10 protein-coding genes are annotated in these 15,316 nt (G+C 33.1%); 9 read left to right on the top strand and 1 reads right to left on the bottom strand.

Features of this window, described 5'->3' with window-relative positions:
* Positions 1-82 precede the first annotated feature (82 nt).
* Positions 83-1,576, bottom strand: a complete 1,494-nt coding sequence (locus ACWJKS_RS15670; RefSeq protein ID WP_462959674.1) for a hypothetical protein — start codon at positions 1,574-1,576, stop codon at positions 83-85.
* 180 nt (positions 1,577-1,756) lie between these two features.
* Between ACWJKS_RS15670 and rapZ the strand changes: the two genes are divergently transcribed.
* The 9 genes from rapZ (at position 1,757) to rlmD (ending at position 15,218) form a co-directional block, all read left to right on the top strand.
* Positions 1,757-2,641 carry an RNase adapter RapZ gene (gene rapZ / locus ACWJKS_RS15665; RefSeq protein ID WP_462959934.1) on the top strand — a complete coding sequence of 295 codons (885 nt, stop codon included), beginning with the start codon at positions 1,757-1,759 and terminating at the stop codon, positions 2,639-2,641.
* Positions 2,638-3,975, top strand: coding sequence for a gluconeogenesis factor YvcK family protein (locus ACWJKS_RS15660; RefSeq protein WP_462959933.1), 1,338 nt, complete (start codon positions 2,638-2,640; stop codon positions 3,973-3,975). The genes rapZ and ACWJKS_RS15660 overlap by 4 nt, the downstream gene beginning before the upstream one ends.
* A 4-nt stretch (positions 3,976-3,979) precedes the next feature.
* Positions 3,980-4,930 carry a DNA-binding protein WhiA gene (whiA, locus tag ACWJKS_RS15655; RefSeq protein ID WP_165412424.1) on the top strand — a complete coding sequence of 317 codons (951 nt, stop codon included), beginning with the start codon at positions 3,980-3,982 and terminating at the stop codon, positions 4,928-4,930.
* Positions 4,931-4,938: 8 nt separating this feature from the next.
* A complete protein-coding gene (locus ACWJKS_RS15650) occupies positions 4,939-6,243 on the top strand; it encodes a DRTGG domain-containing protein (protein WP_462959932.1) in 1,305 nt (434 codons plus the stop codon).
* A 26-nt stretch (positions 6,244-6,269) separates the two neighbouring features.
* A complete protein-coding gene (locus ACWJKS_RS15645) occupies positions 6,270-9,851 on the top strand; it encodes a DNA polymerase III subunit alpha (RefSeq protein ID WP_462952759.1) in 3,582 nt (1,193 codons plus the stop codon).
* A 311-nt stretch (positions 9,852-10,162) separates the two neighbouring features.
* Positions 10,163-11,122, top strand: a complete 960-nt coding sequence (pfkA, locus tag ACWJKS_RS15640; protein ID WP_220320111.1) for a 6-phosphofructokinase — start codon at positions 10,163-10,165, stop codon at positions 11,120-11,122.
* A 143-nt stretch (positions 11,123-11,265) separates the two neighbouring features.
* Positions 11,266-13,026 carry a pyruvate kinase gene (pyk, locus tag ACWJKS_RS15635; RefSeq protein ID WP_216302647.1) on the top strand — a complete coding sequence of 587 codons (1,761 nt, stop codon included), beginning with the start codon at positions 11,266-11,268 and terminating at the stop codon, positions 13,024-13,026.
* A 285-nt stretch (positions 13,027-13,311) separates the two neighbouring features.
* Positions 13,312-13,671 carry a DUF1540 domain-containing protein gene (locus tag ACWJKS_RS15630; RefSeq protein ID WP_462959931.1) on the top strand — a complete coding sequence of 120 codons (360 nt, stop codon included), beginning with the start codon at positions 13,312-13,314 and terminating at the stop codon, positions 13,669-13,671.
* 155 nt (positions 13,672-13,826) lie between these two features.
* A complete protein-coding gene (rlmD, locus tag ACWJKS_RS15625; RefSeq protein WP_462959930.1) occupies positions 13,827-15,218 on the top strand; it encodes a 23S rRNA (uracil(1939)-C(5))-methyltransferase RlmD in 1,392 nt (463 codons plus the stop codon).
* Positions 15,219-15,316 lie beyond the last annotated feature (98 nt).

Genomic DNA, 15,316 nt, shown 5'->3' with positions numbered 1-15,316 from the left:
CAGTTAGGAATAAAAATAGGTATAGCAAACAAGCCTACACGATGCAGGAATTTTCAGAAAAAAGTACTTAATTGTCAAACAGCTACTCTAATAAATTTAAAATACTAAAACCTGAAACTTTAAGTCTTGCATCTAGATGAATATTAATTCCAGCAATCATAGTCATAAATGAATAACGTTTTTTACCATGTATTCGTAAAGTATGAATTTTATAATCATTTAGAATACGATTGTTTATACGTTCTGAGCAGGTTCTAGTTTTATAAATAGTTTTCCATTGTTTTGAGCCGCGAGGCACAGGAGTAAACAACCGCAAATCCCATGATGGTTTAGTGTAGATTACTCGCCCATAAGGTGAAGGTGAGCACTGTTCACAGCAAGAGCAACTAGCAACCTTTTTTAAAACTAAAGGGCAACGCCATTTAAGGCGTGAACGACTTTTTTCATAACCGTTATAGACCATTTCATGGCCACCAATACAGATAGGAAATCCTTTTTCATTAATATCTAGAGTAACTGGATATTTTGAATTTCCTTTGTTTTTGGAGTTCAGATCAATAAAGGGATTAATGTTCCATTTAGAACATAATTCATATGTAGGGTAGTTATCATTAGCTGAGTCAAGAACATAATTTGATATAGTGAACTGCGGTAACAGTTCTCTAAATTCAGCTAATGCTACTATTCCAGTGACACTGTCGTGTCTGCTTGCCTCTACAAATCGTAGATAAATAGGTAGATCTATCTTATATTTTTTATTATAGACAGATAAAGCATAGAGAGTGTAGCCATAAAACCAACGATTTTCATGGCTGTCCCAACCCCAATTAGCATTTATGTCAGAAAGTCTACGAGGGCATTTGCAATCGTAAATTCCATTTTCACGGCAGTCACAAACTTTAGAACCATAGTAAGAAGACTTACAGTGAACACAAGTACCATCGCCGCCAACTGTAAGGTTATCTTTTTCTATTAAGTTAAGATTAAAAGAGGGTTCTACAGCAACTAATGAGAATATTTTTTGAAGCAGCCTTTCGGCTCTTAGGGAAAATGAGCGACCAGCTTCAAAAAAATCTGAAATTCTCTTAACAACACCAGTTTTTTTATTAGGAAGCTTTTTATTTTTCCCGGGTGCCTTAATTTTAGAGGGTTTCTTCTTATACGAATATATTTTTTTTAGGTTTACCCTGTCGGTAGACAGATTTGAAAGCCATAATCTAGAGATAAAATCATAATGAGCACCAAGTGATGGGACATTATTTTTAGTGCAGCCTATACAGGTTGCAAGTAACTCACAGGCATGAATCTTTTTAACCCAGTTGGTAATGCTTGTTTCCTTTTGAAAAAGCATTAAAGAAAATGAACGAAATATCTCAGGTTGAAGAGTTGCAGGTCTACCAATATTAGAATAATAAGGTTTTAATATCTCTCTAAGAATATCTAAGTCTAAGCAATACAACTTAGAGATAGAAGGTTCAAGTTCTATAATTTTTTTAGGAAAAGCTTTGTAGAAACATGAGAGATTTAAAATAATAAATTGCTGATAATCAGCATGAGAGCTCCAATTTTTAAGCATAAAATAATCCTCCTATTAAAACATGTCTTTAAGAGGAGGACCGCAAAATTTTACAGGCTTGTCAAGTGTTTTATGCAAAAAAAGTGGGGGAATCAACAAAAATTAATGATACTAAAAATGAGTAATCACAGGAGCTAAGGAGTTTCCGTGAAAGCTCTTTTTATATAGGGGGGTTTTTAAATGAGATTTGTTATATTGACAGGGTTATCAGGCGCTGGAAAAACACAAACAATACGAAATCTTGAGGATTTAGGATTTTTTTGTGTGGATAATTTGCCACCTATATTGATTCCGAAATTTGCGGAGGCGTGTTATCAATCTAACGGGAATATAGATAGAATTGCTTTAGTTATAGATATTCGAGGTGGAAAGTTTTTTGATGATTTATTTGAAAGCTTAACCTTTTTAAAAGAACAAGATTATAAATATGAAATTTTGTTTTTAGAAGCAACAGATGAAGTACTTGTTAAAAGATATAAAGAGACAAGGAGAAAACATCCGCTAGCACCAGAGGGAAGGGTTTTAAATGGAATTGCTTCTGAGCGGAAAACACTTAAGGATATACGTGAGCGTGCTGACCATATAATCAATACTACGAAAATTTCAGCAAGAGAGCTTACAGAAGAAATAAATAATATTTATGCAGAGGAAGGTCAGATAGAAACTAAACTTATTATAACTGTGCTTTCTTTTGGATTTAAATATGGAATACCTGTGGATTCAGATTTAGTATTTGATGTTAGGTTTTTGCCAAATCCATATTATATTCCAGAACTTAAGCAGTACTCAGGTAATGACCAACCAGTTAGAGATTATGTATTACAGTGCGAGGGGACTAAAGTATTTATAGAGAAGCTTCAAGATATGCTACAATTTCTTATTCCAAATTATAAAAAAGAGGGAAAAAGACAACTCATAGTGTCTATAGGATGCACTGGGGGAAGACACAGATCGGTAGCTATAGCAAATAAAATCCATGAAATGTTAGAACAAGATGGTTATAACGCTAATATAGATCACAGGGATATAAATGAAGACGTGAGTAGAGGCGGCAACAAGCTATGATGTTGAGTGATTTTCTGAAACCTGGAATCAACTTGAAAAGATGGATTTTTCTAGGAATTATGGGTGTCTTGTTATTAGTTTTTGGTGTTGTTGAACTTATAAATGAAGGACATTCTTCTGTGGGAAGTATAAGTTTTCCGATACTTTTCATAGTGATTGGGTCGTTGATGATATATGTAGCTATAATACAAATTGTTAAATATTTTATTATACTAGTAAATACAGGAAAGCTAGATGTAGCTATAAGTTCAAAAGGCTTAGGGGATTTAATATTTGAAAAGAGGGTACTTATAAAAGGACCTAAAATTGTAGTAATCGGAGGAGGTACTGGTTTATCAACTATGCTCCGAGGATTAAAGAAATATACCAATAATATAACTGCAATAGTTACAGTAGCAGATGATGGTGGGGGATCAGGGGTTTTAAGAGAAGATTTAGGGATTCTTCCCCCGGGGGATATTAGGAATTGTATATTAGCATTAGCAGACACGGAACCACTAATGGACGAATTATTGCGCTATAGATTTAAAGATGGAAGATTAAAGGACCAAAACTTTGGTAATTTATTTTTAGCAGCGATGGATGGAATTTCAAATAATTTCGAAGAAGCTGTGCAGAAAATGAGTTCAGTCCTGGCTGTAACTGGAAGGGTTATCCCAGTTACTTTAGACAATATGATTTTAAAAGCGAAACTTAAGAACGGAATGATAATTGATGGAGAATCAAATATACCAAAAGCTGTTCTTGAAAATAATAGTGCTATTGAAGAGGTTTTTATAGAACCTAAAGACGCGAAAGCAATTAAAGAAGCATTAGTTGCTATAAATGAGGCGGATGCGGTAATACTCGGACCGGGAAGCCTATATACTAGCATTATTCCCAATCTATTAGTAGGGGAAATAAGAAATGCATTAGATAAAACGAGAGCCTTAAGAATTTATGTGGCAAATATCATGACTCAGCCAGGGGAAAGTGATAACTTTGGTGTGAAAGACCATATAAATGCTATACATCAGCATGCTAAATGCAAGGTTATTGATTGCGTTTTAGTAAATATAGGGAAAATAGGTAGTGATTTAGAACAAAAATATCTTAACGATAATTCCAATATGGTTAAGATAAATGAAGATGAAATTACAAAGCAAGGCATAGAGGTAATTAAGAGTGATTTTGTTAAAATTGGAAAAGGGTATATAAGGCATGATGAAGATAAGCTTGCAACCATTTTGGTAGAAACAATTATGGAGAAAAAGCTATTTAATGATAAAAAGAAAATAGTAGAGTATGTTTATTTATCACAAAGGCTTAAAGAAAATAAACGCAGTAAGGGGTAGTATAATGTCATTTTCGTCTAAGGTTAAAAATGAAATTTGTAGATTTACAGAAATGAGTAAGAAAGAAGCGGTGTCTGAGCTGGCTGCTATAATGAAGGTTAGTGGAACTATTGGACTTGGTTCAAATAAACAAGTTAATTTCCAAATAACTACTGAGAATCCTGCAATAGCAAGACTTATATTTAAATTATTAAAGGAACATTTTAATATTCATCCTAGATTACTAGTTAAGAGAAGTAATTCACTTAAGAAAAAGAATGTTTATGTGGTTATAATTACTGAAGAAATGGGTGTTAAAGATTTATTAAAGCAAGTGGCAGTCCTCGAGGATGAGAACTTTTTTTCAATAGATTATACTATACCTGAAAGACTAATTGATGCTGAAGAGTGCAAGCGTAAATATATAAGGGGAGCTTTTCTAGGTGGTGGAAGTATTAGTAATCCAGAAAAAAACTACCATGTAGAGTTCGTTACGCATGATAATGACTATGCAGAGGAACTATGCACTCTTATTAATAGCTATGGACTATTATCAAAAATAATACAAAGAAAAAGCAGTTACGTAATTTATATTAAAGAGGGTGAGCAGATTGTAGACCTCCTCAATATAATTGGTGCACATAACTCATTATTATTTCTAGAAAATGTAAGAATAATGAAGGAAATGAGAAACAATGTAAATAGGCTTGTGAACTGCGAAACGGCAAATCTTAGTAAAACAGTAAATGCGTCAGTAAGACAAGTGGAAAGTATTAAATTAATACAAATGGAAATAGGGCTTCAAAGATTACCAAAAAATTTAAGGGAAATTGCTGAGTTAAGACTAGAATACCCAGATGAATCACTAAAGGAACTTGGCGCAATACTTGAGCCGCCAGTAGGTAAATCTGGGATTAATCATAGATTAAGAAGAATAGAGAAAATTGCTGAAGAACTAAGGAAAGAAGGAAGGTAAATTATATAATGTCAAAGCATGAAGAAGTTATTAACTATATTCTTTCCCTTTCGATTGGAACTAAAATCTCAGTAAGGGGTCTCGGTTGTAAATTAGGGCTTAGCGAGGGTACAGCTTATAGAGCTATAAAAGAAGCTGAAAACCTAGGCATTGTTAATACCGTGCCAAGGGTTGGAACCGTAAGAGTTGAAAAGGTAAATAAAAAAAATATTGAAACGTTGACTTATGCTGAAGTTATAAGCATCCTTGATGCAACGATTTTAGGCGGAAAAGAAGGCATAAATAGAAGCTTAAATAAATTTATAATAGGGGCAATGGATGTTGAATCAATAAGCAAATATATAAGACCGGGTTACTTACTTATTGTTGGAAACCGCGAAGAAGCACAACAGCTTGCACTTGAAAATGAGTCAGCGGTACTAATTACTGGAGGGTTTGATTGTAGTGAAAAAGTAAAGGCATTGGCAAATAAAAAAGGTATTCCTGTATTATCTTCAACATATGATACTTTTACAGTAGCAAGCATGATAAATAAAGCTATTTATGAAAGTATGATTAAGAAGGAAATTATTTTAGCTGAAGATGTAATGGAAGTTAATGTTAAGTATTTAAAAGGGACCGATACTATTGCTACTTGGAGAAAATTAATGTTTGAAACTAATCATGAGAGATATCCCGTGGTGGACGAGAATATGAAGCTTATTGGCATAGTTACTTTAAGAGATTTGCAAGGGCATGATGATGAAAATGAACTAATACATAAGGTTATGAATAAAAATACTATAAGTGTAACACCGAAAACAACTGTAGCTTATGCTGCTCATATTATGGGATGGGATGGTATAAAGATTTGTCCTGTACTTAATAAGAAAAAACTAGTAGGAGTTCTAAGTATAGAAGATGTTATAAAGGCGATGGAGTTTGCATTAAGGCAGCCACAAGTTGCGGAAACTATAGAAGATCTTATTTTAAGAAATTTCATATGTTTACATGAGGGCGATGATTTACACTTTAATGGCCAGATTATTCCTCAAATGCTAGACCATTTTGGTACTGCTTCTTGGAGTTCACTTAATATGCTATTATCAACAATGGGTATAATGGCATTAAGACAGAATAATAATATTAATATTTCAGTAGATAGTATTATGGCATATTTTATGAAGCCTGTACAAATGGGTAGTGATATTGATATATATGCACAAATTGTGGATAAAGGAAGACACTTTTCTAAGGTTGAAATTAGTATGTACAATGCATTTAAGGAACCTGTGGCAAAGGCTATGATTTCTGCAAGGGTATTTTGTAAATAATTCTAAAGTTGAAGGGAAGTGAAAATGTGAACCAAGAACTAGCTATAAAAGAAAAAGAGGACTTAGGAAGTTTCGTGCATCTTCATGTGCATACAGAGTATAGCCTGCTGGATGGTTCGGGAAAGATTAAAGATCTTATTTCTAAAACCAAGAAGCTTGGCATGAAGAGTATCGCTATAACAGACCATGGAGTAATGTATGGATGTGTGGAATTTTATAAGCAGGCAAAAGAGCAGGGAATTAAGCCTATTATTGGTTGCGAAATATATGTAGCGGCTAAATCTATGAATATAAAAGAAGCTGATAGGGATAATAGTACTCATCATTTAGTGCTTTTAGTCAAGAATTTATTGGGGTATGAAAATTTGATGCAGATAGTATCGGCTGCCTCAATTAAGGGTTTTTATTATAAACCAAGAGTTGATTTTGAATTTTTATCAAAGCATAGTGAAGGGTTAATTGCAAGTAGCGCTTGTCTTGGTGGTGAGATTCAGAGCCTTCTTCTAAAAGATAATTATGAAAAAGCAAAGGTTATAGCGTTAAAATATAGTGAAATATTTAAAGATGGTTTCTACTTAGAATTACAATATCATGGTATGCAGGAACAGTTTAAGGTAAATGAGCTTTTAGTTAAGTTGTCAAAAGACACAGGGATTCCATTAATTTGTACTAATGATACTCACTATATTGAGCAAGAGGATTCTAAGGCTCATGATGTGCTACTCTGCATCCAAACAGCGAAAACTGTTGATGAAGAAAACAGAATGAGATACCCTTCAGATCAATTTTATTTAAAAGCTCCAGGGGAAATGAAAAAGAACTTTGCATATGTCCCAGAAGCGCTTAGCAATACAGTCAAAATTGCAGAGCAGTGTAACTTTGATTATGAATTTCATGTGTCAAAGCTTCCAAAATTTCCATTACCTCCTGGGGTAGAACCATACGAATACCTAAGAGAAAACTGCTACAAAGGTATGGTAACGCGGTATGATGTATTTAGTGACGTAATGATTAATGGTTTTTCTATAGAATATATAAATGAAATAGCGGATGGAAATGTATTCGCTAAGTTGTACGTAGATAGACTTGAATATGAACTCAATATAATAAAACAAATGGGGTACGTAGATTATTTTCTTATAGTATGGGATTTTATAAAGTTTGCAGTAGAGCATGATATTCCGACAGGTCCTGGCAGGGGCTCTGCGGCAGGTTCAATAGTTGCTTTTACCTTGGACATAACCAAGATAGACCCTATTAAATATAGTCTTATTTTTGAAAGATTTTTAAATCCTGAAAGAGTTTCAATGCCAGATATAGATTCTGATTTCTGTTATGAGGGACGCCAAGCAGTAATTGATTATGTAGTACAAAAATATGGATCAGATAACGTATCACAAATTATAACATTTGGAACAATGGCTCCTAGAGCATGCATAAGAGATGTAGGAAGGGCTATGAGCTATTCCTATGCGGAGGTAGATAGAATTGCTAAGATGATACCAACTGTAATTGGTATAACTATAAATAAGGCTATTGAAATGAATGCAGAGCTCAGAGTATTATATGAAGATGATAATCGAGTTGAAGCGCTTATAGATGTAGCAAAAGCATTAGAGGGACTTCCAAGACATAGTTCCACTCACGCAGCAGGAGTAGTTATTGCGTCAAAACCTCTAGTAAGTTATGTTCCTCTTCAGAAAAATGATGAAATGATAGTAACACAATTTCCTATGGGAACCCTTGAGGAACTTGGTCTTTTAAAAATGGATTTTCTGGGACTTCGTACACTTACAGTTATGAGGGATTGTGTAGACTTCGTTAAAGAAAATAGGAATGTATCTATAGATATAGACAATTTAGACATTGAGGACCACAAGGTCTACAAGATGATCGGAGAAGGAAAGACTGTAGGGATATTTCAACTTGAATCTGCAGGAATGACTAGCTTTATGAAGGAACTAAAGCCAGATAATTTAGAAGATATTATTGCAGGTATAAGTTTATACAGGCCGGGCCCAATGGCCGAAATTCCACGTTATATAAGAAATAAAAATAGCATGGATAAGGTGGAATATGAAACTCCACAACTCGAAGAAATTTTAGGCGTTACATATGGCGTAATGGTATATCAAGAACAAGTTATGGAAATTGTTAGAAAGCTTGCTGGGTATTCAATGGGAAGATCTGATCTTGTCCGTCGTGCAATGTCTAAAAAGAAGCATAAAGTTATGGAAGAGGAAAGATATAATTTCATCCATGGGATAGTGGACGAGGCTGGCAATATAGAAGTTGAAGGTTGTCTTCGAAATGGTATTACAGAGTTGGCAGCAAACCGCATATTTGATCAAATGATGGATTTTGCGTCATACGCTTTTAATAAATCTCATGCGGCAGCCTATGCAGTTGTGGGATATGAAACAGCATATTTAATGTGTTATTATCCAACAGAATTTATAGCTGCTATGCTGAATAGTGTAAAGGGTAGTAGTGAGAAAATAGCCTTCTATACTAGATATGCAGTGCAAATTAACATTGGAGTGCTGCCTCCTAGTATAAATGAAAGCTTTGCGGGGTTTACTGTAAAAGGTGATACTATAAGATTTGGTCTTACAGCTTTAAAAAATGTAGGGGTAAATGTGATAGATAGCATTGTGCGAAACAGAGAAGAAAAAGGTGATTTCACCGGTTTTATGGATTTTTGTAATAAAATAGATACTTCCTGTGTAAGTAAGAGAGCAGTAGAAAGTCTTATAAAGGCAGGAGCATTTGATGATTTCAAAATTCACAGGTCACAACTACTAGCAATCTATGAAAAAGTATTAGATGGAGTAAATAATGATAGGAAGAGAAATATTGAGGGGCAAATAAATTTATTTTTAGATTTTGAAAATACTTATAATAATTTTGAAATAGAGTATCCTAATATTAAAGAATTTAAAAAGAAACATCTTTTAGCTATGGAAAAAGAAATGACGGGGATATATTTATCTGGTCATCCACTGGATGAATATGAAGAGACACTTAAAATACAAACTAATACAAGAATTTCTGATATTGTAGCAGAGGAAAGCCTTGAAGAAGGCGATGACATGTTAGGTGAAAGCTTTAAACTTAAAGATGGTGATAAAGTTATTATTGGTGGTATAATATCATTTGTTAATAAGAAGGTTACAAAGAATAATGATATGATGGCTTTTATTAATTTGGAGGATTTATACGCAAGTGTGGAAGTAATAGTTTTTCCGAGGACATTTGAAAAATATAAATCATTAATGGAAGAGGATGAAATAGTAATACTAAAAGGTAGAGTTAGCATTAGGGAAGAAGAGCAACCAAAGATATTATGTGAAGATATTAAACCACTCCTAAAGATTAACAGTGAAAAAATTTATATCCTAATAGAAAATGAACTTATGATGAAGGATGCACTAAAAAAATTAAAACAGAATTTAGCTATTTACAGAGGGAATACTCCTGTATATCTTTGTACAAAAGAGCCAAGAAAAATGTACGCTGTAGATAAAGGGTTGTGGTTAAGTGAAGAAACAGATACTATGATACTTCTGAGAAGTATATTTGGGGAAAATAACATAAAAGTACAATAAATAACACCACATAATGGTAAAATAATGGGAGCAATGTTTTTTTTCTCCCGTTTTTATTCAATAAAAGGTTTACAAAGTGTTAATACTATAACATTTAATAAAAAAATATTTTTTTTCATATAAAATGTTGAATATTTCGAGAAATTTGTATAATATTAGACTATAAAGGTATTTTAAAATTAGTAGTAATGTTTTGTTTGGAAACATAAATATATTATAATTACAGTGGGACTATACTTGCCCCGCTGGTACAATAAGGTAACAATCAATAGTTGATATCTTAGACAGAGAACAACAAGGAGGTTATTTTTATGAAAACAATTGCGGTATTAACAAGTGGAGGCGACGCACCGGGAATGAATGCAGCCATTAGAGCAGTAGTTAGAATGGGCATATTTAAAGGCATAAGAGTTATGGGCGTAAAAAGAGGATATAGTGGCCTTATAAACGGTGAAATTTTTGATATGGATAGACATTCTGTTTCGGATATAATACATAGAGGTGGAACTATTCTTAGAACTGCCCGTTGTGAAGAATTTAAAACAGAAGCTGGAAGAGCAAAGGCAGTTAATGTATTAAGAGTATTTGGGATTGATGGATTAGTAGTAATTGGAGGAGATGGTTCTTTCAAAGGAGCACAACTTTTATCAGATTTAGGTATTGCAACGGTTGGTATACCTGGAACTATTGATAATGATCTGCCTTATAGTGAATATTCTATAGGATTTGATACAGCACTAAATACAGTACTAGATGCTATAAATAAAATAAGAGATACATCAAGTTCTCATGAAAGAGTTAGTGTAGTTGAAGTAATGGGAAGAAATTGTGGAGATATAGCCTTATGCGCTGGTATTGGCGGAGGGGCTGAAGAAGTTATTATTCCTGAAAAAGGGTATGAAATAGATGGTTTATGTAAAACTATATTTGAAGGTAAACTAAGAGGCAAAATGCACAATCTGATAATTCTTGCTGAAGGTGTAGGCGGAGCAAATGAACTTGCAAAGCAAGTAGAAGAAACAACAGGAATTGAATCAAGAGCTACAATACTCGGCCATATTCAAAGAGGTGGAAGCCCAAGTGCCTTTGATAGAATGCTTGCTTCAAGAATGGGAGTAGCAGCTGTAGAAGTTCTTATAGAAGGTAAATCAGGAAGAGTAATTGGTATGAAAGATGGCAAAATAATGGATGAAGACATCAATGAAGCATTAGAAATACCAAGAAAATTTAATGAAAGACTTTATCATATTTCAAAAATTCTTTCTTACTAATAATCTCTTTTCCAGAGCTGTTAATCATCTCTTGTAGAGCTGTAATCATCTCTTTCAGAGTTGCGCATCTGCTAAGGGATTTAAATATAAGACAACGTAATAATGTATTAAATAAAAAAAACTAACAATAAGAGGAGTAATTTATGAAAAAAACTAAAATTATCTGTACAGTAGGGCCAGCAAGTGACAATAGTGAAACTATAAAAAGCTTAATTGATGCGGGAATGGATGCTTCAAGGCATAATTTTTCTCACGGAGATCATGCAGAACATAAGATAAGAATGGACTTAGTAAAAGAGCTACGATCAGAGCTTAATAAACATATTGCTATAATACTAGACACTAAGGGACCAGAAATCAGAACAGGAAATTTTGCAGCTGGTAAAGTTGAATTAAAGGAAGGCGCAAAATTTACTGTTGTTTGTGGTGAAGAAGTTGTTGGAGATGAAACTATTTGTTCAGTAACATACAATAAATTATATGAAGATGTTAAACCCAATGATACTATACTAATAGATGATGGTTTAGTTGGACTTATTGTAGAACAAGTAAAAGGTAAAAGAATACATTGCAAGGTTGCAAATACTGGTATGATAGGTAACCATAAAGGAGTTAATGTGCCTGGTGTTTCAATAAACTTACCTGCACTTACAGAGCAAGATATCAGTGATTTAAAATTTGGAGCTGAGCAAGGTGTTGATTTTGTTGCAGCATCTTTTATAAGAAAAGCATCAGATGTACTTGATATAAGATGTGTACTTAACGAAAATGGTGGCGGAGATATACAAATTTTCTCTAAGATCGAAAATAGAGAAGGGGTTAATAATATTGATGATATTATTAAATTCTCTGATGGTATTATGGTTGCAAGAGGAGATTTAGGAGTTGAAATCCCTACTGAAGAAGTTCCAATAGTTCAAAAAATGATTATCCAAAAGTGTAATGCTGCTGGAAAGGCAGTTATAACAGCTACTCAAATGTTAGATTCTATGATGAGAAATCCAAGACCAACTAGAGCCGAGTCATCAGATGTTGCAAATGCAATATTCGATGGTACAGATGCTATAATGCTCAGTGGTGAAACTGCTAATGGTAAATACCCTGTAGAGGCAGTAACTATAATGTCTAAAATAGCAAAAGCTGCTGAAAATGCTCTTAATTACGAAGAGAATTTAAAGAATAAGGGCAAATATCACATTCCTAATGTACCAAATGCCATTAGTTTAGCTACTTGCAATACAGCTATGGAACTTAAGGCTTCAGCTATTATTACTGCAACTCAAAGTGGTAGTACAGCTAAAAAAGTTTCAGCTTACAGACCAGAATGCCCTGTTATAGCTGTTACTCCTTATGAAAAGATAGCTAGAAGTCTTGCATTAAACTGGGGTGTAGTTGCAATATGTGAAGAGAAGGTAGAATCTACAGATGAACTTATAGATAAATCTGTAAATATTGCTTTAAAAGAAGGTTATGTAGAAAAGGGAGATTTAGTAGTTATTGCTGCTGGAATTCCAGCAAATTATGTAGGTAGTACAAATATGATGAAAGTTCATATTGTTGGTGATATATTACTTCAAGGTAAGGGAAATATAAGTGCTTCAGCTTGTGGTACAGCTTATTATGTAAAAAGTGCAAAAGAAGCTAAAGACACTATGAGAGATGGAGACATTTTAGTAATGAAAACATTAAATAGAGAATATATTGACATATTAGATAGAGTTTCAGGAATTATTGTAGAAGAAGATGAATTAAGTTCAAGTGTTGTTATTGAATGTACATCAAGAGAAATTCCAATAATATATAGTGCAATAGGAGCAGAAGAAGTTATTAAAACTGGTTCATTTATAACAATGGATGCAGCTAGAGGCATTGTGTATAGTGGTAGGGCTAATGTAAAAAACTAAAAAAAATGAGTTTATAGCTCAAGAGATTGTCAGTTAACTGGCAATCTTTTTTTAAAATTTCAATAGACATGTATATTGAAAACAAATATGGATATAGTTATAAGTGTAAACAAAACAACATGGCAACTGATTTTTTTTTTTTAGCACCTACATGGTGCTTTTTTTTATTATATAAGAAACAGCTTTCGCAAAATAATAATTATTATACTTATTTTTCATTTTTATAGTATAATAAAAGCTAAAGCTACAGATTATAATAAGAAATAAGTAGTGGGAGTGATAAACATGAGCGGAACGCTAAGTTGCAGCGCAACAAATTGCGTCAATAATATGTCAGGAATTTGCTCAGCTAGTACTATCGATGTCTCGGGGTCAAATGCTCATAGTAGTGAGGCAACGAAGTGTGAAACATTTGCTGAAAAAGGATTAAAGAATTCATTAACTAATGTACTTAATATGAATGTAGTTGGTGAATTTAAACAAGTATTTAATAGTGACTCTATAGAGATGAGTCCAAATATTAGATGCATTGCTAAAAATTGTATACACAATAGAGAAAATTTATGTGCTGCAGATAATATTATGGTTAATGGTACAGGTGCTTTAACTACTGAAAAAACACAATGTGAGACTTTTAAAGAATAATAGAATTTTTTTAAATTGTGATGTAGGCATTTTTTAGGTATTATAAAATCAAAATTAATAAGCACATGGGAGTAAATATACGAGCATAGCTTGCTTGCTATTTATTTTCATGTGCTTTAGTAAAGAGGATAAGGTAGAATTAGGGAGGAAAAACAATGAAAAGTAAGAGAAAGTTTGATGATTATATTATTCCTGTTAAAAAAAATGAAGATTATATAATGACAATAGATAATATGGGATATGAGGGCGAAGGTGTAGGCAAAATAGATAATTTTACCGTTTTTGTAGCTGGTGCAATTATAGGTGAAGTGGTAAAAATAAAAATTGTTAAGGTTTCTAAAAACTTTGCTTTTGGTAAACTATTAGAGATAATTGAGGAATCAGCAAGTAGAATAGATCCAGTTTGCAGTATATACAAGAACTGTGGCGGTTGTAACGTGCAACATATAGACTATAAGGCCCAATTGGATTTTAAAACTAATAGAGTAGTACAGGTTATAAATAGGATAGGGAAATTAGAAGAGGTCATAGTACATTCTACAATAGGCATGGAGCGTCCTTATAATTATAGAAATAAGGTTCAACTACCTGTTAGCAATATAAATTCTATAGTGAATATTGGGTTTTATGCGCAAAGAAGTCATGACATAATAAATATGGAAAATTGCCATATTCAAGATACAGTTGCAGATCTTGTGGTAAAGCTAACAAGACAATGGATAAAAGAGTTTAATATCGAGTGTTATAATGAGGAAAATCACCAAGGCAATCTTCGACATATTATGATTAGAAAAGGGATTGAGACTGGAGAAGTAATGGTGGTATTAGTTACTAATGGTAAAACACTTCTTTACAAAGAAGAATTTATAGCCTTAATGACTAAAAAAATCAAAGGATTAGTGAGTGTAATCCAAAATATTAATAGTGAAAAAACAAATGTAATATTAGGAGCGAAATGCGTAACTCTATGGGGAAAAGATACTATAACAGATTACATAGGGGAATTTAAATTTGAAGTTTCTCCACTATCCTTTTTTCAAGTTAATTCAATACAAACAAAAGTGCTGTACAGTAAAGCACTAGAGTATGCAAATTTAAGTGGTGGAGAAGTGGTGCTTGATGCTTATTGTGGTACAGGCACTATATCCTTATTTTTATCTCAGAAGGCTAAAAAAGTATATGGAGTAGAGATAATACCCGAGGCCATTGAAAATGCTAAAATAAATGCAAAAGAAAACAAGATATCTAATACAGAGTTTATAGTAGGCGAGGCAGAAAAAATTATCCCAGAGCTTCTTCATAAGGGAGTAAAAGCTGATGTTGTGGTAGTTGACCCGCCAAGAAAGGGTTGTGACAAAACTCTTTTAGAAGCAATTAGTAGTATGAAGCCTAAAACTATAGTATATGTCTCTTGTGATCCAGGCACTTTAGCTCGAGATCTTGGGATTTTAGATGAACTTGGATATAAAACTTTAGAAATTCAACCTGTGGATATGTTTCCACAGACGGCTCATGTAGAGTGCGTTGCGAGGATAGAGAGAAAATAGTCTGGTAGCGAAGGGACTGTAGATAGATTAGTTTTTACAAATCTATCTACAGTCCCTAAATTATTATATCTAATTTAAATATGCAATTAATTAAATTA

Source organism: Clostridium sp. CM038, from assembly GCF_055081105.1.
Note: the sequence above shows the minus strand (reverse complement) of the source record. Positions and strands in the feature narration are given on the sequence as shown.